Source organism: Pseudomonas sp. PME37.24/025 (assembly GCF_055556615.1).
Genome location: NZ_JBVHNK010000004.1, coordinates 336,845 through 358,942, shown reverse-complemented (window position 1 = coordinate 358,942; position 22,098 = coordinate 336,845). Strand labels below are relative to the sequence as shown.

Annotated in this window: 19 protein-coding genes; 13 read left to right on the top strand and 6 right to left on the bottom strand. The window is 58.8% G+C overall.

Translation table 11 applies throughout. The annotated features are described in order from the left end of the window. Positions 1 to 99 precede the first annotated feature (99 nt). Complete coding sequence (locus tag ACZ3HH_RS10325) at positions 100 to 2,496, bottom strand: PAS domain-containing sensor histidine kinase (protein WP_465804303.1); 2,397 nt, start codon at positions 2,494 to 2,496, stop codon at positions 100 to 102. Between the two features lie 73 nt (positions 2,497 to 2,569). On the opposite strand from ACZ3HH_RS10325, the gene ACZ3HH_RS10320 reads away from it, so the two are divergent. Next, a complete protein-coding gene (locus tag ACZ3HH_RS10320) occupies positions 2,570 to 3,562 on the top strand; it encodes an alpha/beta hydrolase family protein (RefSeq protein WP_465804301.1) in 993 nt (330 codons plus the stop codon). A 141-nt stretch (positions 3,563 to 3,703) separates the two neighbouring features. Here ACZ3HH_RS10320 and ACZ3HH_RS10315 read toward each other — a convergent pair whose 3' ends face one another. Genes ACZ3HH_RS10315 through ACZ3HH_RS10305 form a run of 3 tightly spaced genes read right to left on the bottom strand, consistent with a single transcriptional unit; the run spans position 3,704 to position 6,160 of the window. After that, a complete protein-coding gene (locus ACZ3HH_RS10315; protein ID WP_465804300.1) occupies positions 3,704 to 4,471 on the bottom strand; it encodes a TerB family tellurite resistance protein in 768 nt (255 codons plus the stop codon). A 1-nt stretch (position 4,472) separates the two neighbouring features. After that, the gene (murU, locus tag ACZ3HH_RS10310; protein ID WP_465804298.1) at positions 4,473 to 5,144 is read right to left on the bottom strand and encodes an N-acetylmuramate alpha-1-phosphate uridylyltransferase MurU; all 672 of its coding nucleotides are present in this window, start codon (positions 5,142 to 5,144) and stop codon (positions 4,473 to 4,475) included. Further along, positions 5,141 to 6,160 (bottom strand): aminoglycoside phosphotransferase family protein, encoded by a 1,020-nt coding sequence (locus tag ACZ3HH_RS10305; protein ID WP_465804296.1) that lies wholly within the window; start codon positions 6,158 to 6,160, stop codon positions 5,141 to 5,143. The genes murU and ACZ3HH_RS10305 overlap by 4 nt, the downstream gene beginning before the upstream one ends. Positions 6,161 to 6,290: 130 nt before the next feature. Here ACZ3HH_RS10305 and ACZ3HH_RS10300 point away from each other — a divergent pair, with 130 nt between their 5' ends. The 11 genes from ACZ3HH_RS10300 (at position 6,291) to ACZ3HH_RS10250 (ending at position 20,474) form a co-directional block, all read left to right on the top strand. Beyond that, the gene (locus ACZ3HH_RS10300) at positions 6,291 to 9,089 is read left to right on the top strand and encodes an LPS-assembly protein LptD (protein WP_465804294.1); all 2,799 of its coding nucleotides are present in this window, start codon (positions 6,291 to 6,293) and stop codon (positions 9,087 to 9,089) included. Further along, a complete protein-coding gene (gene surA, locus ACZ3HH_RS10295; protein WP_465804292.1) occupies positions 9,070 to 10,386 on the top strand; it encodes a peptidylprolyl isomerase SurA in 1,317 nt (438 codons plus the stop codon). Before ACZ3HH_RS10300 ends, surA begins: the two co-directional genes overlap by 20 nt. Continuing rightward, positions 10,383 to 11,372, top strand: a complete 990-nt coding sequence (gene pdxA / locus ACZ3HH_RS10290; RefSeq protein WP_465804290.1) for a 4-hydroxythreonine-4-phosphate dehydrogenase PdxA — start codon at positions 10,383 to 10,385, stop codon at positions 11,370 to 11,372. The genes surA and pdxA overlap by 4 nt, the downstream gene beginning before the upstream one ends. Then, positions 11,369 to 12,187: a 16S rRNA (adenine(1518)-N(6)/adenine(1519)-N(6))-dimethyltransferase RsmA gene (rsmA, locus tag ACZ3HH_RS10285; RefSeq protein ID WP_465804289.1), complete on the top strand. Its 819-nt coding sequence runs from the start codon at positions 11,369 to 11,371 to the stop codon at positions 12,185 to 12,187. Before pdxA ends, rsmA begins: the two co-directional genes overlap by 4 nt. 115 nt (positions 12,188 to 12,302) lie before the next feature. Continuing rightward, on the top strand, positions 12,303 to 12,683 hold the full coding sequence (apaG, locus tag ACZ3HH_RS10280) for a Co2+/Mg2+ efflux protein ApaG (RefSeq protein ID WP_123497395.1): 381 nt from the start codon (positions 12,303 to 12,305) through the stop codon (positions 12,681 to 12,683). Continuing rightward, the gene (locus ACZ3HH_RS10275) at positions 12,683 to 13,564 is read left to right on the top strand and encodes a symmetrical bis(5'-nucleosyl)-tetraphosphatase (RefSeq protein WP_465804288.1); all 882 of its coding nucleotides are present in this window, start codon (positions 12,683 to 12,685) and stop codon (positions 13,562 to 13,564) included. Before apaG ends, ACZ3HH_RS10275 begins: the two co-directional genes overlap by 1 nt. Before the next feature lie 33 nt (positions 13,565 to 13,597). Further along, on the top strand, positions 13,598 to 13,927 hold the full coding sequence (gene glpE, locus ACZ3HH_RS10270; protein ID WP_008147200.1) for a thiosulfate sulfurtransferase GlpE: 330 nt from the start codon (positions 13,598 to 13,600) through the stop codon (positions 13,925 to 13,927). 297 nt (positions 13,928 to 14,224) lie between these two features. Further along, a complete protein-coding gene (locus tag ACZ3HH_RS10265) occupies positions 14,225 to 16,147 on the top strand; it encodes a PrkA family serine protein kinase (protein ID WP_007904259.1) in 1,923 nt (640 codons plus the stop codon). A 202-nt stretch (positions 16,148 to 16,349) separates the two neighbouring features. Next, positions 16,350 to 17,621 (top strand): YeaH/YhbH family protein, encoded by a 1,272-nt coding sequence (locus ACZ3HH_RS10260; RefSeq protein WP_367373183.1) that lies wholly within the window; start codon positions 16,350 to 16,352, stop codon positions 17,619 to 17,621. After that, a complete protein-coding gene (locus ACZ3HH_RS10255) occupies positions 17,618 to 19,180 on the top strand; it encodes a SpoVR family protein (protein ID WP_465804287.1) in 1,563 nt (520 codons plus the stop codon). Before ACZ3HH_RS10260 ends, ACZ3HH_RS10255 begins: the two co-directional genes overlap by 4 nt. Positions 19,181 to 19,244: 64 nt before the next feature. Then, positions 19,245 to 20,474 carry a multifunctional CCA addition/repair protein gene (locus ACZ3HH_RS10250; RefSeq protein WP_465804286.1) on the top strand — a complete coding sequence of 410 codons (1,230 nt, stop codon included), beginning with the start codon at positions 19,245 to 19,247 and terminating at the stop codon, positions 20,472 to 20,474. Positions 20,475 to 20,579: 105 nt separating this feature from the next. Here the strand turns inward: ACZ3HH_RS10250 and folK are convergent, their stop codons facing one another. Both folK and folB read right to left on the bottom strand, forming a co-directional pair. Continuing rightward, entirely contained in the window at positions 20,580 to 21,098 is a 519-nt protein-coding gene (gene folK / locus ACZ3HH_RS10245) for a 2-amino-4-hydroxy-6-hydroxymethyldihydropteridine diphosphokinase (RefSeq protein WP_465804285.1), read from the bottom strand. Further along, positions 21,089 to 21,445, bottom strand: a complete 357-nt coding sequence (gene folB, locus ACZ3HH_RS10240) for a dihydroneopterin aldolase (protein ID WP_030129997.1) — start codon at positions 21,443 to 21,445, stop codon at positions 21,089 to 21,091. The genes folK and folB overlap by 10 nt, the downstream gene beginning before the upstream one ends. Before the next feature lie 74 nt (positions 21,446 to 21,519). On the opposite strand from folB, the gene plsY reads away from it, so the two are divergent. Next, complete coding sequence (plsY, locus tag ACZ3HH_RS10235) at positions 21,520 to 22,089, top strand: glycerol-3-phosphate 1-O-acyltransferase PlsY (protein WP_465804284.1); 570 nt, start codon at positions 21,520 to 21,522, stop codon at positions 22,087 to 22,089. The last annotated feature ends 9 nt before the right edge of the window (positions 22,090 to 22,098 follow it).

Sequence of the window (22,098 nt, the reverse complement as noted above, 5' to 3'; positions counted from 1 at the left end):
TGTGTCAAAGATCTGTGTAATTACCCCAATCCCTGTGGGAGCGGCGGTGCGGCGATCCGACTTGCCCGCGAAGGCGCCAGTCCAAGCGACTTAAGACCATCAGGCTTCATCCAGCGGCACCCGCACACTCAAGGTCGTGCCCTCCCCCGGCTCACTCTCAAGCGACAACTGCCCGCCCATGATCAACACCCGCTCACGCATGCCAACCACACCAAAGGATGTCGGCCTGCCAGTGCCGGCGACAAATCCTACGCCATCATCGCTGACGGTCAGACAAAGTTCATCGCCCTCAAGGATCAGTGTCAGTTCAACAGTATGCGCCTGGGCATGGCGCATGACATTGGTCAGCGCTTCCTGAAGGATCCGGAACAGCCCGATGGCCTTGGCATCGCTGAGCACCGGCAGGTTATCCGGCACCTGCACCAGGCACGGGATCTGCGTGCGCGCCTCGAACCGTCGCGCCTGCCACTCGATGGCCGAGGCAATCCCGGCATCGAGAATCGGCGGCCGTAGCGCCGTGGCCACATCACGTACCAGTTGAAACAGCTGGGCGATCAAGCGCTTCATGCTGTTCAAGCGCTCGTGCAGGCCCGGATCGAGCTGGGCGTAGGCCAGTTCGCACATGGACGTTTCCAGCTTCAATACGGTCAACATCTGACCCAACTCGTCGTGAACTTCCCGGGCGATGCGGGCCTTTTCCTCTTCCCGCACGCTCTCCAGATGGGCGGACAACTCACGCAATTGCTCGCGGGAGCTGGCCAGTTCCAGTTCGATGCGCTTGCTCTCGGTGATGTCCCAGACGATCCCGTCCCAGACGTAGGCGCCATCTTCAAGCCGGCGGGTGATGGCCTTGATCTCGGCCCAGCGCTGCTCGCCCTGACGGGTCAGAATCCGTCCCTGCCACGACCAGTCGCTGTCGGTATCCAGCGCATGATCCTGAGTCTGGTGATAACTGGCCCTGTCATCCGGATGCACCAGGCTGCGCAGGCCTTTGTCCCGATGGGCCAACGTAGCCGGTGAGTACCCCACCAGGCTCTCACTGCCTTCACTGATGTAGGCAAAGTCGATTTGCCCTGTCACCGGAGCGCGCTCCAGACGAAAGACCAGGCCGGGGACATTGGCGGCGATCCCTTGCAGCCGCGCTTCGCTTTCCTGCAATGCGGCCAGGGCGCGACGACGTTCGGTGACATCATTGATGTACACCACCAGGTATTCGCCATCGCGAAAACGCAAGAAGCTCAACGAAACATCCGCCGGCAAAATACTGCCATCCGCTCGCACGCAATTGGTTTCGAAACTTTGCGGCCCTTCGTCACTGGCCCTGGCGCGTTTCCACAAGTTCAGCCAGCGGTCCATGTGCAAACCGGGCTCGAAGTCGATCAAGGGCCGATCAATGATCCCGCCCGACGGGTAGCCGAGCATGGTTTCGGCCGCTCGGTTGGCGTAGCGCACATGGCTGTCCCAGTTGACCCAAAGGATGCCGACGGTGCTTTGATCGATGGAAAACTGCGTGAGGCGCAAGGCCTCTTCACTGGCCTCGCGCAGGGCAATGTCTTCGCGCGCCGCCAGCAGTCGCTGCTCCAGACTGTGTTGCTGACGACGCTGCCAGAACACAATGGCCATGCTGCTCAGCAATAACATCACCAAAAGCAGACTGAGGTTTTGCCAAAAACCCGGCGACTCGGACAGTCGCGGATATTTGGGTTGCAGCCATTGATCGTGCAGTTGTTCGAAGTCCTTGGCCGGGATCGCCCGAAGTGCACTTTCGACGATGCCGGACAATTCCGGCCAGTCCCGACGCGTGGCCACTCGCAGCAGTTGCGGGAAGCCTATATCGCCCACCACGGCCAGCCCAGAGAACTCAGGCTCGACAGACAGGCGTCCGAACTGCGCTTCATCGACCACGGCATAACCGGCCTGCTGACTCAGCAACAGTTGCAGCGCCTGGCGCTCCAGAGGTACGCCTTGCAGGTTCAGATGGGGATAATTGCTGCGCAGATAATCGGCCGTGACGCTAGGCATACGAACGGCGACGCGGGTCTGGCTGTCGAGCTTTTCCAGCTCTACCGCACCGGTGCTCTTCTGGTCGCTGACTACCAGTTGCGGCACCCGCATGTAAGGGTCGGAAAATTGCCAGAACCGCAAACCCGCAGGAGTTTGCGTCAGCCCCGGTGCTATATCGATGTCGCCTTCACGGGCGGCGGCTTCCAGTTGCGCAAGATCAGGATAATTGCGCCAGCTCAGTTCGATCTTGAGCGCCTTGGCCAGCCACTTCATCAGCTCGATGTTAACCCCGGACAGGCGCTGCAAGCGGCGATCGTATTGAGCATAGGGCGTTTGCAACACCACTCCGACCCGCAACTCGCCATGCTGCACCAGCCATTGCTGTTGCGCCGGCGACAGGTGCACGACGTGTGCCGGTGGCGCGGGCGCCGCCCAGCCCATCAAGGGAAACCATAAACAGCCGATAACCCACAGGCAGCGAAAATGCATCATCAAAGTCTCACACACTGACAAATACTGACCAACCCATTAGGCTGCCGGATTAACTTCTGGCCTGGAATATCCGATGCCCCCTGTCTACCGCCTGGCACTGCCAGCATTGTGCCTGTCGTTGATCCTGCCTTGCGCGTTTTCCGTCGAGGCGGCCGATCCGGCACCTGCCGCTGCGGAAAAACCCGCCGAAGAAAAACCGGTCGAACGTCAGCCGTTGCTTGAGCGTAGTCAGGAAGAAGCGACCGCACTTGAGCGAAAAATCCCTGCGCAGGAACAGCAACAACTGCAAGCCGGCACCGACAGTTTTCTCGCCTTGTGGAAACCGGCCAATGCCGCCGAACCCAAAGGCGCGGTGATTATCATCCCGGGCGCCGGCGAAACCGTTGACTGGCCGCAAGCGATCAGTCCATTGCGGCGCAAGTTGCCGGACGCCGAGTGGAGCAGCCTGAGTATCACCTTGCCGGACCTGCAAAGCGAAGCCATTGCGCCACGCATCGTTGAAGTGGCGCCAGCACCCAAAACGCCTGATGCCGGCAGCAAAGACTCCACGACTGCGGCGCCCATCGAACAGGTGGCCGGCGGCGAAGCGGATGTGGCCGACAAGGCCATCGTCGAAACCAGCGAAGAGCAGGCCAAAGCCGACGCGGAGCGAATCTTCGCCCGCATCGATGCCGCCATCGCCTACGCCGAACAGCAAAGCGCTCGCAGTATCGTCGTGTTGGGCCATGGTACCGGCGCTTACTGGGCCGCGCGTTATCTGAGCGAGAAGCAGCCATCGCAAATCGAGAAGCTCGTGATGGTCGCCGCCCAGACGCCCGTTACGGCGAAGCCCGAGCTGGCTGAGCTCACACCCACCTTGAAGCTGCCTACCGCAGATATCTTCTATATGGATAAGCCGGTGGATCGTAACGCGGCGCTGGAACGCTTGCAGGCCAGCAAGCGCTTGAAGACTTCGGGGTTCAGCCAGGTATCGCTCAAGGCGCTGCCGGGGAATGCCAAGGCCGAGCAGGAGCAATTGGTCCGTCGGGTGCGGGGTTGGTTGAATCCTCAACCAGCGGCGGACTGATAGACCGAGTCGCCCTCATCGCGGGCAAGCCTCGCTCCCACAGGATTTGTGTCGTACGCAATTTTTTGCTATCGACATAAAACCTGTGGGAGCGAGGCTTGCCCGCGATGGCGGCATCACTAGCGACACAAACCTTACTTGCTAACGAAAATCCCGCCGCTCACGAATCAACGTATAGGCATTGTGCAATTCACGTGTCTTGTCCGTGGCCTCGCGAACCTGCAACGCTGTCGCACCGCTGCCGGCAATCTTATCGGGGTGATGACGACTGAGCAGACGTCGATAGGCGCGTTTGATTTGCGCCGGCTCACTGGTCGCCGACACGCCCAATAGCCGCAAGGCGTCTTGATAAGTTACAGCGCTGTTGATCGATGGGCGCTTCTGCGGCTCATAGTCAGTCGCCAAGGCCTGCACCTGTTGCCGCGTCCACCCCAGCCATTTGCCCCACTGGGCAATCAGCTCGCGCTCACGGATACCGGCGCGGCCATCGGCCCAGACCATCCGCCAACAGGCACGCAACACACCTTCCGCCGCATAGGGTTGAGTACTCAGGCGTCGCAGATAACCGCGCAACCGGTCATGTCCCGACTTACCGCGATTGAACGCCGCAATCGCTCGACGTTGCGCCGATTCGGTCATCTCCAGCGAGCGCATTTCCTGCCGCGCCTGCTGGATGTGCCCATCCACTACCCGCCCATCGCTCTTGGCCAATCGGCCCAGCAACACGAACAGCAGTTCATCGTTGCGCAGCACCGAACGACCGCCGAATTTTTCCCATAAATGCGCCCAGCTCTGCAGGTGCAAGCGCCGGTCCAGCGCCTGTCCTAACAACGCGCCGAGCATGGCCCCCGGAATGCTGGCTATGGCAAAGCCCGCTCCGGCTCCAATCAGAGTCCCTGGCCACAACATGTCAGCGTCTCGCTTCTATCAGAGTTTCTGCTTCAGCCAGACGCTCGTGAGTGCCGACATCCACCCAATGCCCATTCAGGCGTTCGCCGGTCACTTGCCCGTCAGCCATGGCTTTGCGCAGCAACGGCGCAAGTTTGAAGGCACCGGCCGAGCAACCGTAAAACAGCTGCGGGTGCAGCACGGCGATGCCGCTGTAGGTCAGGGTCGATGTATCCGGCCGACCGTCCTGCACAAGACCATCGACCAAAGTGAAATCTCCACTCGGGTGATGCGCCGGGTTGTCCGCCAATACCAGATGAGCGAGCCCGGCGATAGGCTGATGCAACACGCTGAAATCGTAATCGGTCCAGATATCACCATTGACCACCACAAAGGCCTCGTCACCCAACAACGGCAATGCACGGAAAATACCGCCACCGGTTTCCAGCGGCTCACCTTCCGCCGAGTACTGAATGCTCACGCCATACCGCGAGCCATCGCCCAGGTAATCCTCGATCTGCTGACCGAGCCAGGCATGGTTGATCACGATCTCGGTAAACCCAGCAACCGCCAATGCGCGCAGGTGATATTCGATCAGGGGCACTCCGCCGGCGCGAACCAGCGGTTTTGGCGTGGTCAGGGTCAGCGGACGCATGCGCTCGCCTTTACCCGCGGCCAGAATCATTGCCTTCATGCCCTCGCTCCAGCACGCAGACTGGCCAGTAATTCACCCAGCTCCACCAGTTCAGGACGACGGGCGATGACCGCGTCTATATATGCGAAGAAGCGCGGCACATCGCCGAGGTAGCGCGGCTTGCCGTCGCGATGGCAGATACGGGCGAAAATGCCGATGACTTTCAGGTGCCGTTGCACGCCCATCAGGTCGCTGGCGCGCAGGAAGTCTTCGAAGTCCGGCTGCACCGGGATGTCGAGCGCGCCGGCTTGCTGCCAGTAATCTTCCAGCCAGCCACGCACGCGCTCTTCAGGCCAGCTGAGGAAGGCGTCCTTGAACAGGCAAGTCACGTCGTAGGTCACGGGGCCATAAACCGCGTCCTGGAAATCCAGCACGCCGGGATTCGGCTCGCTGAGCATCAGGTTGCGCGGCATGTAGTCGCGATGCACCAGGACTTTGGGCTGGGCCAGAGCGCTGTCGATCAGCAAGTCGCTGACCTGTTGCCAAAGCGTTTGCTGCGCCGAATCGAGTTCGATGCCCAGTTCGCGCTTTACGTACCACTCGGGGAACAGTTCCAGTTCACGACGCAGCAGTGCCACGTCATAACTTGGCAGCGGCGCCACCATCGGCAACTGTTGGAAAGCCAGCAGTGCTTGCAGGGCATCCTTGAACAAATCGTCAGCGTTTTCGCTGTCGATCACGTCCAGGTAAGTCTTGTTGCCCAGGTCATTGAGCAAAAGAAAACCACGCTCAAGGTCTTCGGCATAGATTTTCGGCACGTTTATTCCGGATTTCGCCAGCAGAAAAGCGATATCCACGAAGGGTTTGCAGTTTTCCTGGGGCGGCGGCGCGTCCATCACGACGAAACTTCTGCCTGCGCCTTCCCAGCGGAAATAGCGCCGAAAACTCGCGTCGCTACTGGCCGCAGTCAACGTAGCCGGGGGCACGGAGCCCCAACCTTGTTCTGCGAAGAGGATAGCCAACTGTTCATCGAGCCAAACTTTCAGGTGTTGCAAGCGTACATCTTGATCAGGCATTGCAAGGGTCTCCGACGGCGCTAGCCGTCAAGCGGGTCATGCTTTATTATCCAGCATCTTTTTCAGACCATCGAGAGGCGTGCGGCCCACACCGCGGGCAGATGGCACGCAGGAAGCCCGGACTAATAAGATGGCATTGAAATCCCCCGCGTTTCGTAAAAAATTTCCGTTGTTGGTCACCGGCAGTCTGCTGGCCCTGCAACCACTAGCCACTTCGTTCGTGGTCGCCGCGGAACAGTATGACTGCTCAGTCTCTGCTTCGGGTGCCTGGGACTGTGCGCCAAAAGCGCCGGCCGCTGCATTGCCGCCACGCCCCGTCCATGATGGCAGCGCAGTTTCCGCCACTGGCGAAGCCCCGGCAGACACCGGCTCCAGCGCAGACACCGGCGCCAAACCTGTGCTGGTTACCGAGTCCAAGGGGCTCGGCCTGAAGTCGCGTAGTGAAGACTACAGCCACCTCGACTGGGTTCCGCGCGAGAAGCTCACTGCAGCGCAATTGGCCGAAACCGGTCCTTACTGCTCTGGTTCTTATATCGAACCGATTCGTCCTGGCATGAATGACAAGACGAATAAAAGTGACGCTCCGACCTTTCTCGGTGCAAAAGCCTCTCGCTATAAGCAGGATGAACAGGTCGCTACCCTGGCCGGTGACGTGGTCATGCGTCAGGGCAGCATGCAGGTCGAAGCCGACGAAGCGAACCTCTACCAGGCCGAGAGCCGTGGCGAACTGAGCGGCAACGTCCGTGTTCGCGACAACGGCGCACTGATCGTGGGCGACCACGCCGACGTGCAGCTCGACACCGGTGAAGCCAAGGTCGACAACGCCGAATACGTGATGCACAAATCGCGTATCCGCGGTAACGCGCTGTACGCCAAACGTGCCGAGAACGCGATCATCCGACTCAAGGATGGTACGTACACCACGTGCGAACCGAACAGCAACGCCTGGCAGCTCAAGGGCAATAACATCACCTTGAACCCGGCGACCGGTTTCGGTACTGCGACCAACGTGACGCTGCGGGTCAAGGACATTCCGGTTCTGTACACGCCATACATCTATTTCCCGATCGACGACCGTCGCCAATCCGGCTTCCTGCCACCAACCATTGGCACCGGCAGCGATACTGGCTTCCTGCTGGTCACCCCGTATTACTTCAACCTGGCACCGAACTACGATGCCACGTTGTACCCGCGCTATATGACCAAGCGCGGCCTGTTGATGGAAGGCGAATTCCGCTACCTGACCAAGTCCAGCGAAGGTCAGTTCGGCGCCGCGTACCTCAACGACGAGAACGACGATCGCAAGCTGCAGACTGACTACGAAAAAACCCGCTACATGTATAACTGGCAGCACAAGGGTGGTCTGGACTCGCGCGTCTTTACGCAAGTCGATTACACCAAGATCAGCGATCCGTATTACTTCCAGGATCTGCAGACTGACCAGATTGGTGTGAAAAGCTCCGATTACGTGAACCAGCAGGGTTCTGTCACCTATCGTGGCGACAGCTATACCGCTCGTTTGAATGCCCAGGCTTATCAGCTGGCGACCGTTTCGAACATTACGCCTTACGATCGTTTGCCGCAGATCACCTTCACTGGACAACTGCCTTATCACCCGGAAGGGCTGAACTTCGATTACGAGACAGAGGTCGTGCGGTTTGATCGTGATCTGAAGAATGGCAACTTTACAAACGAAAATGGCACTGTCGAACCGCGACTTGATAACAACGTGACCGGCCTGGCTCGCGCTAACGGCGACCGTTTGAATCTCAAACCGGGTGTCAGTCTGCCGTTGAACTGGACCTATGGGTTCTTGAAGCCGTCTCTTAAGTATCAGTACACCCAGTACCAGCTGGATCTGGACGGCAAAGGTAAAAGCGACATCGCCTTGCAGGATTCAGAAGCAGACCGTACCAATGGCACGTTCAGCAGCAACCAAAATCGCGGCGTACCGATCGCGAGCATCGACAGCGGCCTGTACTTCGATCGCAACACCCAATGGTTCGGCAAGAACTATCGCCAGACCCTGGAACCGCGCCTGTTCTACCTTTATGTACCTGAGGAAGACCAGAAGGATATTCCGGTTTTCGACACCAGCGAATACACCTTCAACTACGCCTCGCTGTTCCGCGACAACCGCTTCTCCGGCTCCGACCGTGTCGGTGACGAGAACAAGCTGTCGCTGGGCGTGACCAACCGTTGGATAGAAGACAACGGCTTCGAACGTCAACGCATCAGCGTCGGCCAGGCCTTGTATTTCAAGGACCGCGAAGTCCAGTTGCCAGGTATCGATGCGAAAACCCGCGACGATGCAAAATCCAGTGTTTCGCCTTATGCGCTGGAATACGAATACCGCTGGAACCGCGATTGGCGCACCACCGCCGATTACAACTGGGACCCGGACAGCCGCAGCCCTCGCTCGGGCAGCGCGATGTTCCACTACCAGCCTGAAGACAACCCGAACAAGGTCATCAACGCCGGTTATCGCTATCGCAATGACCAGGTTCGTTATGACCAGAACACCGGCAAATGGTCGGTGGGTGGCGGTGACTATGGCACCCCGGGTACTCCTGGCTACGTGAAGGACTACTACAAGATCAAACAGCACGACTTCTCGGTGATCTGGCCGATCGTGCCGCAGTGGAACGCTATCAGCCGCTGGCAGTATGACTACAACCGCAACCGTACTCTGGAAGCCTTCGGTGGTTTCGAATACGACAACTGCTGCTGGAAATTGCGCCTGATCAACCGTTACTGGGTCAGCTATGACGAGTTCAGTCAGAACGCCCCGGAAAACGAAAAAGGCGACCACGGCGTCTTCCTCCAAATTGTTCTGAAGGGACTCGGCGGCCTCACCGGCGCCAAAGTAGAGAGCTTCCTCGACAAAGGCATCCAAGGTTATCGTGAACGTGAAGACCAAGCTTTCTGATTGTCTGCGCCCGCTGATGCTGGGCGCGCTGTTCCTGGGTACCGCGGCCAACGCCGCGGTACAGTCCATCGATAAAGTGGTGGCCATCGTCGACAACGACGTGGTCATGCAGAGCCAACTGGACCAACGCGTTCACGAAGTTCAGCAAACCATCGCCAAACGCGGTGCTGCCGTACCGCCTGCCGGCGTACTGGATCAGCAGGTACTCGAGCGTCTGATCGTCGAAAACCTGCAACTGCAGATCGGCGAGCGTTCCGGCATCCGCATTACCGATGAAGAGCTGAACCAGGCAGTCGGCACCATTGCCCAGCGCAACAATATGTCGATTGAACAATTTCGCTCCGCTTTGGCTCGCGACGGCCTGTCTTATGACGACGCTCGTGACCAGATCCGCCGTGAAATGATCATCAGCCGTGTGCGTCAACGCCGTGTCGCTGAACGCATTCAGGTGTCCGAGCAGGAAGTGAAGAATTTCCTGGCGTCCGACCTGGGCAAGATGCAGCTGTCCGAAGAATTTCGTCTGGCCAACATCCTGATTCCTACGCCGGAAAGCGCCAACTCTGACGCCATTCAGAATGCCGCCAAACAAGCCGACGCGGTTTACCAGCAACTCAAGCAAGGCGCTGACTTCGGTCAGTTGGCAATTGCCAAATCCGCCAGCGAAACCGCGCTGGAAGGCGGCGACATGGGCTGGCGTAAAGCTGCTCAACTGCCGCCTCCGTTCGATCGTATGCTGAGCACCATGGCGGTGGGTGACGTGACCCAGCCAATGCGCACCCCGGGCGGCTTCATCATCCTGAAGATCCTCGACAAGCGTGGCGGCGAAGCCCAGGTGCGTGACGAAGTGCATGTGCGTCACATCCTGGTCAAACCAAGCCCGATCCGCGACGAAGAAAAAACCAAAGCCCTGGCTCAATCGCTCTACTCCCGTATCGAAGCGGGTGAAGATTTCGGTGAACTGGCGAAAAGCTTCTCGGAAGACCCGGGCTCGGCCCTCAACGGCGGTGACCTGAACTGGATCGATCCAAATGCTCTGGTACCTGAATTCCGCGAAGTGATGGCCAAGACCCCACAAGGTCAGCTGTCCAAGCCGTTCCAGACCCAATATGGCTGGCACGTTCTGGAAGTCCTTGGCCGCCGCGCCACTGACAGCACCACCCAGGCCCGTGAGCAGCAAGCAATGACCGTACTGCGTAACCGCAAATACGACGAAGAGTTGCAAACCTGGCTGCGTCAGATCCGTGACGAAGCGTATGTAGAAATCAAGCTCCCTGGTGCAGACCAGGCAACGCAGTGAAACCCAAGCGTTTCGCGTTGACCCCCGGCGAACCGGCCGGCATAGGTCCTGACCTGTGCCTGCTGCTCGCCTCGCAAGCCCAGCCACACCCTCTGATTGCCATTACCAGCCGCGACCTGCTCATCGAGCGGGCCGCGCAGCTGGGCGTGGTTGTCGATCTGCTGCCGGTAACGCCGGGCAACTGGCCAGATATTCCGGCCCCGGCCAACAGCCTGTATGTGTGGGATACGCCACTTAACGCCAAGGTCACCGCCGGGCAACTGGACAAAGCCAATGCGGCTTTCGTCCTGGAAACCCTGACGCGTGCTGGCCAAGGCTGCCTGGACGGGCATTTCGCCGGCATGATCACCGCCCCTGTGCACAAGGGTGTGATCAATGAATCCGGAATCGCCTTTTCCGGGCACACAGAATTTCTTGCTGACCTGACTCACACCGCGCAAGTGGTGATGATGCTCGCCACTCGCGGCTTGCGCGTGGCGCTGGTCACCACTCACCTGCCCCTTCGCGAGATTGCCGATGCGATCACGCCGGAGCGGCTGGAGCGGGTCACACGGATTTTGCACGCCGACCTGCAAGAAAAATTCGGCATCGCTCAGCCACGCATCCTGGTTTGCGGGCTTAACCCGCACGCCGGTGAAGGCGGTCATCTGGGCCATGAAGAAATCGACATCATCGAACCTACATTAGAGCGCCTGCGCGGCGAGGGCATGGACCTTCGCGGTCCCCTGCCCGCCGACACTCTGTTTACCCCCAAATATCTGGAGCACTGCGACGCGGTGCTGGCGATGTACCATGACCAGGGCCTGCCCGTGCTGAAATACAAAGGCTTCGGCGCGGCAGTCAACGTGACCCTCGGCTTGCCGATCATCCGCACATCGGTCGACCACGGCACCGCCCTGGACCTGGCCGGTAGCGGAAAAATCGATACCGGCAGCCTGCAAGTCGCCCTGGAAACCGCCTACCAGATGGCCGAGACCCGTTTATGACCGAGCATTACCAACACCGGGCGCGCAAGCGCTTCGGCCAGAATTTCCTGCACGATGCCGGCGTTATCGACCGCATCCTGCGCTCCATCCATGCCAAACCTGAAGACCGTCTGCTGGAAATCGGCCCGGGCCAGGGTGCGCTGACCCAAGGCCTGCTTAACAGCGGCGCCCAGCTGGACGTGGTGGAGCTGGACAAGGACCTGGTTCCGATCCTCAATCAGCAGTTCGCCGGCAGGAGCAATTTCAACCTGCATCAGGGCGATGCGCTGAAGTTCGACTTCACCAGCCTGAACGCAGCGCCGGGCAGTCTTCGGGTAGTCGGCAACCTGCCGTACAACATCTCTACGCCGCTTATTTTCCACCTGCTGCATAACGCCAGCCTGATCCGCGACATGCACTTCATGCTGCAAAAGGAAGTGGTCGAGCGTATGGCGGCCGGTCCTGGTGGTGGTGACTGGGGTCGCCTGTCGATCATGGTTCAGTATCACTGCCGGGTCGAGCATCTGTTCAATGTCGGCCCGGGGGCATTCAATCCGCCGCCGAAAGTCGATTCGGCCATTGTGCGTCTGGTGCCTCACGCGGTACTCCCGCATCCAGCCAAAGATCACAAACTGCTGGAGCGCGTCGTGCGCGAAGCCTTCAACCAGCGCCGTAAAACCCTGCGCAACACGCTGAAACTGTTGCTGAGCAATGCTGAAATCGAAGCCGCCGGCGTCGATGGCAGCCTGCGTCCTGAGCAGCTCGATCTGGCAGCCTTCGTGCGCCTGGCCGACAAGCTCAGCGAACAAGTCCTACAAAAGCCTGCCACCGACTGACAGGCGATGAGCGCTATCGGGTAGGACGCCACTCTGGTCTACTACCCGATACTTGGCCTAGACTGAGACCCATCAGTTACGCCCCGCGTCCCGCTTCGTTCTTAAGGCCTTTTGCATGTCCGATCCTCGTTATCAGGTCGACGTCAGCGTCGTCACCCGCTATCTGGCAGAACAATCGCAACCCGAGCAAAACCGCTTTGCCTTTGCTTACACCATCACCGTGCAAAACAATGGCGAGTTACCGGCCAAGCTGCTGTCGCGGCACTGGGTAATCACCGACGGTGACGGGCATGTCGAGGAGGTTCGCGGCGCAGGCGTCGTCGGCCAGCAGCCGTTGATCGACGTGGGCAAGAGCCACACTTATAGCAGCGGCACGGTCATGACCTCCAAGGTCGGTACGATGCAGGGCACGTATGAAATGGTCGCCGACGACGGTAAACACTTCGATGCTGTCATCGCTCCGTTTCGTCTGGCGGTACCCGGAGCCCTGCACTGATGGCAACGTATGCCGTCGGCGATTTGCAAGGTTGCCTTGAGCCGCTGCAATGCCTGCTCAGGCAAGTTGCCTTCGACCCTGCGCGGGACCGTCTGTGGCTGGTGGGTGATCTCATCAACCGTGGCCCACAGTCGCTGGAGACCTTGCGCTTCCTCTATAGCATCCGCGAATCGCTGATCTGCGTACTCGGAAACCATGACCTGCACTTGCTGGCCGTCGGGCAAAACATCGAACGCCTGAAGAAGGCCGACACCCTGCGCGAGATCCTTGAAGCACCCGATAGCGCGGAGCTACTGGAGTGGGTCCGACAGCAAAAGCTCATGCATTACGACGAACAGCGCGATATCGCCTTGGTCCATGCCGGCATCCCGCCTCAATGGTCGCTACGCAAAGCCTTGAAGTGCGCCGCCGAAGTCGAAGAAGCCCTGCGCGATGACAACCGCTTCGCGCCTTACCTCGATGGTATGTACGGCAACGAGCCAGTGAAATGGGATAACGACCTCAAGGGCGCGCCGCGCTTGCGAGTCATCACCAACTATTTCACCCGGATGCGTTTCTGCACCAGCGACGGCAAGCTTGATCTCAAGGGCAAGGAAGGCATCGACACCGCACCGCCGGGTTATGCGCCGTGGTTCACCCACAAGGAACGCAAGACCAAAGGCCTGAAGATCATCTTCGGTCACTGGGCGGCGCTCGAAGGGCAGTGCAACGAGCCAGGTCTGTTTGCGCTCGACACCGGTTGCGTCTGGGGTGGCGCCATGACCCTGATGAACGTTGACACCGGCGAGCGCCTGCAATGTAAATGCGACGCCCATGGCCACACTCGGCCGGCTGTCGCCGCCTCTATTCCCGAACAAACGTCAGCCAGCGCCCCGCGCTAGACTGCGCTTTCAGCCGAGCCACAGGAGCCCGCCATGAGCGAATTCAAACGTATCCCCCCAGAACAGGCCCAGGCCCTGCGCGAACAAGGCGCGGTGGTGGTCGATGTCCGCGACCCGGCAACTTTTGCCGCGCTGCACATCGCCGGTTCGAAGCATCTGGATAACCACTCCATCTCGGATTTCATCCGCGCTGCCGACCTCGACGCACCGACCGTGGTCGTCTGCTACCACGGCAATTCCAGTCAGAGCGCCGCTGCGTACCTCATTAGTCAGGGCTTCTCCGACGTCTACAGCATGGATGGCGGTTTTGAGCTGTGGCGTACGACTTATCCTTCGGAAACGGCGCAAGGCACTTCCGAATAATTTTTTTCAAGGTGCGCAAGCCCCGGCCCCCGTGGGTTCGGGCACTGGCAGACGAACGGTCTGCCACAACTAATTACTTATTGCGCCTTTACCTTCAAGATTCCGAACTATCCTTAAGCGCAGGCCATCCAAAACAGGGGAGAGCCGGTACACCGGCGCGCGGGTCATCGGGAGTAGCTTTCGGGGTTGATACCCTGAAGGTGTTCTGGGGGGTAAACAGCAACTGCATATTCAGTTGCTTGCCAGCATCGACTGACTGATCCGGCGTCGGCTCCACGTATCGAGCGAGGTGACGTCATGAGTATCTTTAGCCACTTCCAACAACGCTTCGAGTCCACGCGCCAGGAAGAACTCTCGCTGCAGGAGTACCTGGAGCTGTGCAAAAAGGACCGCAGCGCCTACGTTTCCGCAGCTGAGCGTCTTTTGCTGGCCATCGGTGAACCGGAGCTGCTCGACACCTCGACCAACTCGAGGCTGTCGCGAATCTTTTCCAACAAGGTGATCCGCCGCTATCCGGCCTTTGAAGACTTCCACGGGATGGAAGAATGCATCGACCAGATCGTGTCGTATTTCCGCCATGCCGCCCAGGGTCTGGAAGAAAAGAAACAGATCCTCTACCTGCTCGGCCCTGTCGGCGGCGGTAAATCGTCCCTGGCCGAAAAGCTCAAACAACTGATCGAGAAAGTGCCCTTCTACGCAATCAAGGGCTCGCCGGTTTTCGAGTCGCCTCTGGGTCTGTTCAACGCCACTGAAGATGGCGCGATCCTTGAGGAAGACTTCGGCATTCCCCGGCGCTATCTCAATACCATCATGTCGCCATGGGCCACCAAGCGCCTGGCCGAATTCGGCGGCGACATCAGCCAGTTCCGCGTGGTGAAACTCTATCCGTCGATCCTCAACCAGATTGCGGTCGCGAAAACCGAGCCGGGAGATGAAAACAACCAGGACATCTCGGCGCTGGTGGGCAAGGTCGATATTCGCAAACTGGAAGAGTTCCCGCAGAACGACGCCGATGCCTACAGCTACTCGGGAGCCCTGTGCCGGGCTAACCAGGGCCTGATGGAGTTCGTCGAAATGTTCAAGGCACCGATCAAGGTGCTGCACCCATTGCTGACGGCCACCCAGGAAGGCAACTACAACAGTACCGAAGGCTTGGGCGCGATTCCGTTTACCGGGATCCTGCTGGCCCACTCCAACGAATCGGAATGGCACACCTTCCGTAACAACAAGAACAACGAAGCATTCATCGACCGGATCTATATCGTCAAAGTGCCATACTGCCTGCGCGTCAGCGACGAGGTGAAGATCTACGACAAGCTCCTCTTCAACAGCTCGCTGGCCAAGGCCCATTGCGCGCCCGACACCCTGAAAATGCTCGCTCAGTTCACCGTGCTCTCGCGCCTCAAGGAGCCGGAAAACTCCAATATCTACTCCAAAATGCGCGTGTACGACGGTGAAAACCTCAAGGACACCGATCCGAAGGCCAAATCGATCCAGGAATACCGCGACGCAGCGGGTGTCGATGAAGGCATGAACGGTCTGTCGACCCGCTTCGCCTTCAAAATACTGTCGAAGGTCTTCAACTTCGATCCGCACGAAATCGCCGCCAACCCGGTGCATCTGCTCTACGTGCTGGAACAACAGATCGAACAGGAACAGTTCCAGGCGGAGACCCGCGAACGCTATCTGCGCTTCCTGAAAGAGTACCTGGCGCCGCGTTATATCGAATTCATCGGCAAGGAGATCCAGACTGCCTATCTCGAGTCTTATAGCGAGTACGGTCAGAACATCTTCGATCGCTACGTGCTGTACGCCGACTTCTGGATTCAGGATCAGGAATATCGCGATCCGGAAACCGGTGAGATCCTCAACCGCGTAGCCCTGAACGAGGAACTGGAGAAAATCGAAAAACCGGCCGGCATCAGTAATCCGAAGGATTTCCGCAACGAAATCGTCAACTTCGTACTGCGCGCCCGAGCCAATAATAACGGCAAGAACCCAACCTGGCTCAGCTACGAAAAACTGCGGGTGGTCATCGAGAAGAAAATGTTCTCCAACACCGAGGACTTGCTGCCGGTCATCAGTTTCAACGCCAAGGCCAGCAAAGAGGACCAGCAGAAGCACAACGACTTCGTCACACGGATGGTCGAGCGGGGCTACACCGACAAACAGGTACGACTGCTGTCCGAGTGGTACTTGCGGGTCAGAAAATCACAGTAACCCGCTGCCGGTCAGACCGGTTGTCGTTAGCCCGAGGCCTGTTTACGCTTTTTCTGTTACACAGGCCTCTGGAGGTGTCCGAAATGCGGTAGCGAGGTTCAGGCAGCATCAAAGCGCTTGGGGGGAGCGTGTACACCCTCCGGCACTGGCCTTATGCTGCGTTAACGCTCGCCCATTTCAGGACAGCTTCTAAGGAGCAGTCATGAGCTATGTGATCGACCGACGTCTCAATGGCAAGAACAAAAGCACGGTAAACCGCCAGCGGTTTCTGCGGCGCTACCGTGATCACATCAAAAAGGCTGTCGAAGAGGCAGTCAGCCGGCGGTCCATTACCGATATGGAACACGGCGAGCAGATCAGCATTCCCGGCCGTGACATCGACGAGCCGGTGCTTCACCACGGTCGTGGCGGCAAGCAAACCATCGTGCACCCCGGCAACAAGGAATTCACCAGCGGCGAGCACATTGCCCGTCCGCCTGGAGGTGGAGGCGGCAGAGGCCCCGGCAAGGCCGGTAACACGGGTGAAGGGATGGACGAATTCGTCTTCCAGATTACCCAGGAGGAATTCCTCGAATTCATGTTCGAGGACCTTGAGCTGCCAAATCTGGTCAAACGCCATCTGACCGGCACCGACACCTTCAAGACCGTACGCGCAGGCATCAGCAACGAGGGTAACCCGTCACGGATCAACATCATCCGCACGTTGCGCTCGGCTCATGCCCGACGCATTGCGTTGTCCGGCAGCAGCCGGGCGAAATTGCGCGAAGCAAAAGAGGAACTGCTGCGACTTAAACGCGAGGAACCGGATAACTTCGGCGATATCCAGGACCTCGAAGCAGAAATCGAGAAACTCAGCGCGCGCATTCACCGAGTGCCGTTTCTCGACACCTTCGACCTCAAGTACAACCTGCTGATCAAGCAGCCGAACCCCAGCTCCAAAGCAGTGATGTTCTGCCTGATGGACGTGTCCGGCTCCATGACCCAAGCGACCAAGGACATCGCCAAGCGCTTCTTTATCCTGTTGTACCTGTTCCTTAAGCGGAACTACGACAAAATCGATGTCGTATTCATCCGTCACCACACCAGCGCCCGTGAAGTGGATGAGGAGGAATTTTTCTATTCCCGGGAAACCGGCGGCACCATCGTCTCCAGCGCCCTGAAACTGATGCAGGAGATCATGGCCGAGCGTTATCCGAGCAATGAATGGAACATCTATGCTGCCCAGGCGTCCGACGGCGACAACTGGAACGACGATTCGCCGATCTGCCGCGACATCCTGATCAATCAGATCATGCCGTTCGTGCAGTACTACACTTATGTTGAGATTACCCCGCGCGAACACCAGGCCTTGTGGTTCGAGTACGAACGCATCGCCGAAGCCTTCTCTGACACTTTTGCCCAGCAGCAGCTGGTCTCGGCCGGGGATATCTATCCGGTCTTCCGTGAACTCTTCCAGCGCAGGTTAGTGACATGACCGCCAAAGAGCAGAAGCGCCAACCCATTTCCACCGGCTCCGAATGGACATTCGAGCTGATCCAGGCCTACGACCGCGAAATCAGTCGTCTCGCGGCCCGCTACGCGCTGGATACGTACCCCAACCAGATCGAGGTGATCACCGCCGAACAGATGATGGACGCCTACGCCTCTGTCGGCATGCCCTTGGGTTATCACCACTGGTCCTATGGCAAACACTTCCTCAGCACCGAAAAATCCTACAGCCGCGGCCAGATGGGCCTGGCCTACGAGATTGTGATCAACTCGGACCCTTGCATCGCTTATCTGATGGAAGAAAACACCATCTGCATGCAGGCGCTGGTGGTGGCCCACGCCTGCTATGGCCATAACAGCTTTTTCAAAGGCAACTACCTGTTCCGCACCTGGACCGACGCCAGCTCGATCATCGATTACCTGGTGTTCGCCAAGCAGTACATCATGCAGTGCGAAGAACGCCACGGCATCGACGCGGTAGAGGACTTGCTCGATTCCTGCCATGCGCTGATGAATTACGGTGTCGACCGTTACAAACGCCCTTATCCGATTTCCGCCGAAGAAGAACGCCGTCGGCAGAAGGATCGGGAAGAGCATCTGCAGAAGCAAATCAACGATTTGTGGCGGACCATTCCAAAAGGCGCGGACAAGTACAGCGATAAGGACAACGCACGCTTCCCCGTCGAACCTCAGGAAAACATCCTGTACTTCATCGAAAAACACGCTCCGCTGCTGGAGCCTTGGCAGCGCGAAATCGTGCGGATTGTGCGCAAGATCGCCCAGTATTTTTATCCACAACGCCAGACCCAGGTGATGAACGAAGGCTGGGCCACGTTCTGGCACTACACATTGATGAACGACTTGTATGACGAAGGCCTCGTCACCGATGGCTTCATGATGGAGTTCCTGACTTCCCATACCAGCGTGGTCTTTCAACCCGGCTTCGACAGTCCCTACTACAACGGCATAAACCCCTACACCCTGGGTTTTGCCATGTATCGCGATATCCGCCGGATATGTGAAGCGCCCACCGAAGAGGACTATCGCTGGTTCCCGGAAATCGCTGGTACCGACTGGCTGTCCAGCATCAAATTCGCCATGAGCAGCTTCAAGGATGAGAGTTTCATCCTGCAGTACCTGTCACCGAAGGTGATCCGCGACCTCAAGCTGTTCAGCATCCTCGATGACGATCAGAAGGACGATCTGCTGGTTCCGGCGATACACGACGAGGACGGCTATCGAACCATTCGTGAAACCCTGGCGGCGCAATACAACCTGGGCAATCGCGAACCCAACATACAGATCTACAGCATTGACCGACGCGGCGACCGTTCCCTGACCTTGCGTCACCAGCAACACGACCGCAAGCCGCTGGGCGATTCCACTGACGAAGTACTCAAGCACCTGCATCGCCTCTGGGGCTTCGACATTCACCTGGAAACCCTGCAAGGGGATCAGGTGATGAAAACCCACCATGTCCCACCCAGAAGCGATCATGGCGAGGGGGATTACGGCCGGCTGGACTTGGCAGTCATTCATCTTTGATCCTGTTTTCTGCCTCCGGAAGTTCGACGCAAAGGTTATTCTGTCGGGCTAACGGAGGTTTTTTATGCAGATTTATAAAGTCGGCGGTGCGGTACGCGATCGCCTGCTGGGCCAGCCTGTCACTGATATCGACTGGGTCGTTGTAGGCGCCACCACCGAAGAAATGCTCGCCAAGGGCTTTCGCCCAGTGGGCGCGGACTTCCCGGTGTTTCTTCATCCCAAAAGCGGTGAGGAATACGCACTCGCCCGCACCGAACGCAAAAACGGGCGCGGCTACGGCGGCTTCATCTTTCACGCCAGCCCCGACGTCACACTCGAAGAAGATCTGATTCGTCGCGACCTGACAATCAACGCCATGGCCGAAGACGATCAGCAGAACCTGACCGACCCTTACCATGGTCAACAGGATCTAGAGGCGCGCCTGCTGCGTCACGTTTCCCCCGCGTTCGCCGAAGATCCGCTCCGTGTTCTGCGCGTTGCCCGCTTTGCCGCGCGTTATGCGGAACTGGGTTTTACCGTCGCGCCCGAGACATTGGAGCTGATGCGTCAGCTCAGCGAATCAGGTGAATTGGAGGCATTGACCGCAGAACGCAGCTGGAAAGAAATAGCCCGCGCGCTGATGGAAGACCAACCCCAAGTATTCATCGAGGTGCTGCGCGAATGCGGTGCTCTCAAGGTACTGATGCCGGAAGTCGACGCGCTGTTCGGTGTACCGCAACCCGAAGCCCATCACCCGGAAATCGACACGGGCGTGCATACCCTGAGCGTGCTGGAGCAAGCGGCGCTGCACAAACAACCGCTGACCGTACGCTGGGCCTGCTTACTGCATGACCTGGGCAAAGGATTGACGCCCAAGGAAGAATGGCCCCGCCACATCGCCCACGAGCACAAAGGCCTGAAGCTGATCAAAGCGGTCAACGAACGCTTCAAGGCACCGAAGGACTGTCAGGAACTGGCGCTGCTGGTGGGCGAATATCACACCCATGGCCATCGTGCGCTGGAGCTTAAGCCGTCGACCTTGCTGGAGTTGCTGCAGAGTTTCGACGTCTATCGTCGACCTCAGCGCTTTGAGGAGTTTATCGCTGCGTGCGAGATGGACGCCCGTGGACGCAAGGGGCTGGAGCAGCGTAGTTATCCACAGGCGGATTATTTACGTGGCGCGGCAACGGCGGCGCGAAGCGTTGTGGTTCAGCCGTTGTTGGAGAAGGGATTCAAGGGACCGGAACTGGGCGAGGCGATCAAGCGCGAGCGGCTCAAGGCGCTGAAGGTTTACAAAGAGGCGTCGTCGGTCTGAAAAGCTTCGCGGGCAAGCCCGCCCCCACAGGTGCGAGTCGTTTGTCGATTATGTAAACGACGCTAACTTGTGGGAGCGGGCTTGCCCGCGATGGCATCATCCGCCTCACAGCAAATTCAAAGGGGTCAGCTGCTTGCCGCGCCACTCAAACGCCACCGGCGCCAACACCTGATCGATCTGCGCTTCATCCCACAGGGTCGCAAAGCTCTTGCCTACACCCGGATGCACACGATCCGGTGCAATCAGCGACAACGGCCACAGCACGAAGGCATTTTTCAGAATCTCTGCCCGCGGCAAGATCAAACCATCGAAGTTGCCCACCAGGTCGCCGAACAGCAGCACGTCGATATCCAGCGGCAAGCCCTTGCGGTCCGGCGCGTAACGGCCGTTATCCGCCTCGATGAATTTCAACCGTCGATCCAGCTCCATCAGCGGCAGATCGGTGAAGGCCGAGACCACAAAGTTGTAGAACGGCCCGCTCTTGATCCCCACCGGCTGGCTTTCGAATACCGCCGAGCAGCGCATATCCACCAGGAAACCCGCCAGGGCGTCCAGGCCAGCCTGCAAATGGGATTCGCGCTCGATATTGCTACCGAGCCCGAGATACACCTGAGTCAGCGACATCCGCGCTCGATCTCCACGCCCACACCACCCGTGGCAGCCGGGATGGCACCTGGCTTGGTTAGCTTGAGGCGCATCCAGGTGATCTTGAATTCGCTCATCAGCACTTCAGCCAGACGCTCGGCAAAGGTCTCGACCAGCTGGAACTGCGCCTGCTCGGCGAACGCCTGAATGCGTGACGAAACGCTCGCGTAGTCGAGCGCCAGGGTCAGGTCATCACCAGCGGCGGCCGGACGATTGTCCCAGGCGAAGCTCAGATCAAGTCGAAGACACTGTCGGATGCCTCGTTCCCAGTCGTAGGCACCAATCACGGTGTCGACTTCCAGGCCCTCGATAAACACTCTGTCCAAGCACTTCTCTCCACTGCACGACAAGGGCGCAATGCGCCGTTAGAATCAGGGCGTCCTCGCCCGGAATAGTTAGCATGTTTTGGTTACTGGCGATCCTCGCCTACCTGCTTGGCTCTCTGTCCTTCGCCATTTTGCTCAGCCGCCTGACCGGTAACCCCGATCCGCGAATGAGTGGCTCGGGCAATGCCGGCGCCACCAACATGTTGCGTCTGGCCGGCAAGAAACTCGCCATCCTGACCTTGCTCGGCGACCTGAACAAAGGCCTGCTGCCTGTATTGATCGCGGGCGCAATAGGCCTTTCACTACAAGAACAGGCCTGGATCGGCGTCTGTGCCGTTATCGGCCACCTGTTTCCGCTGTACTTTCGCTTTCGCGGTGGCAAGGGCGTCGCCACCGCAGCTGGCATGCTGCTGGGGCTCTACCCGCCTGCCGCGCTGCTGGCGCTCTGCGCCTGGCTGCTGACGTTCTACCTGACCCGCACCAGCTCACTCGCCGCCCTGATTGCCACGCCACTGACCCTGCCGCTGCTTGCCTGGCAAGAACCGGCGGCACTGCTACCCATGAGCGCGCTCACGGGCCTGATCGTCTGGCGTCATCGCGGCAATCTACGCGACCTGTTTGCCGGGCGCGAACGGCATTTTTAAATACCGCAC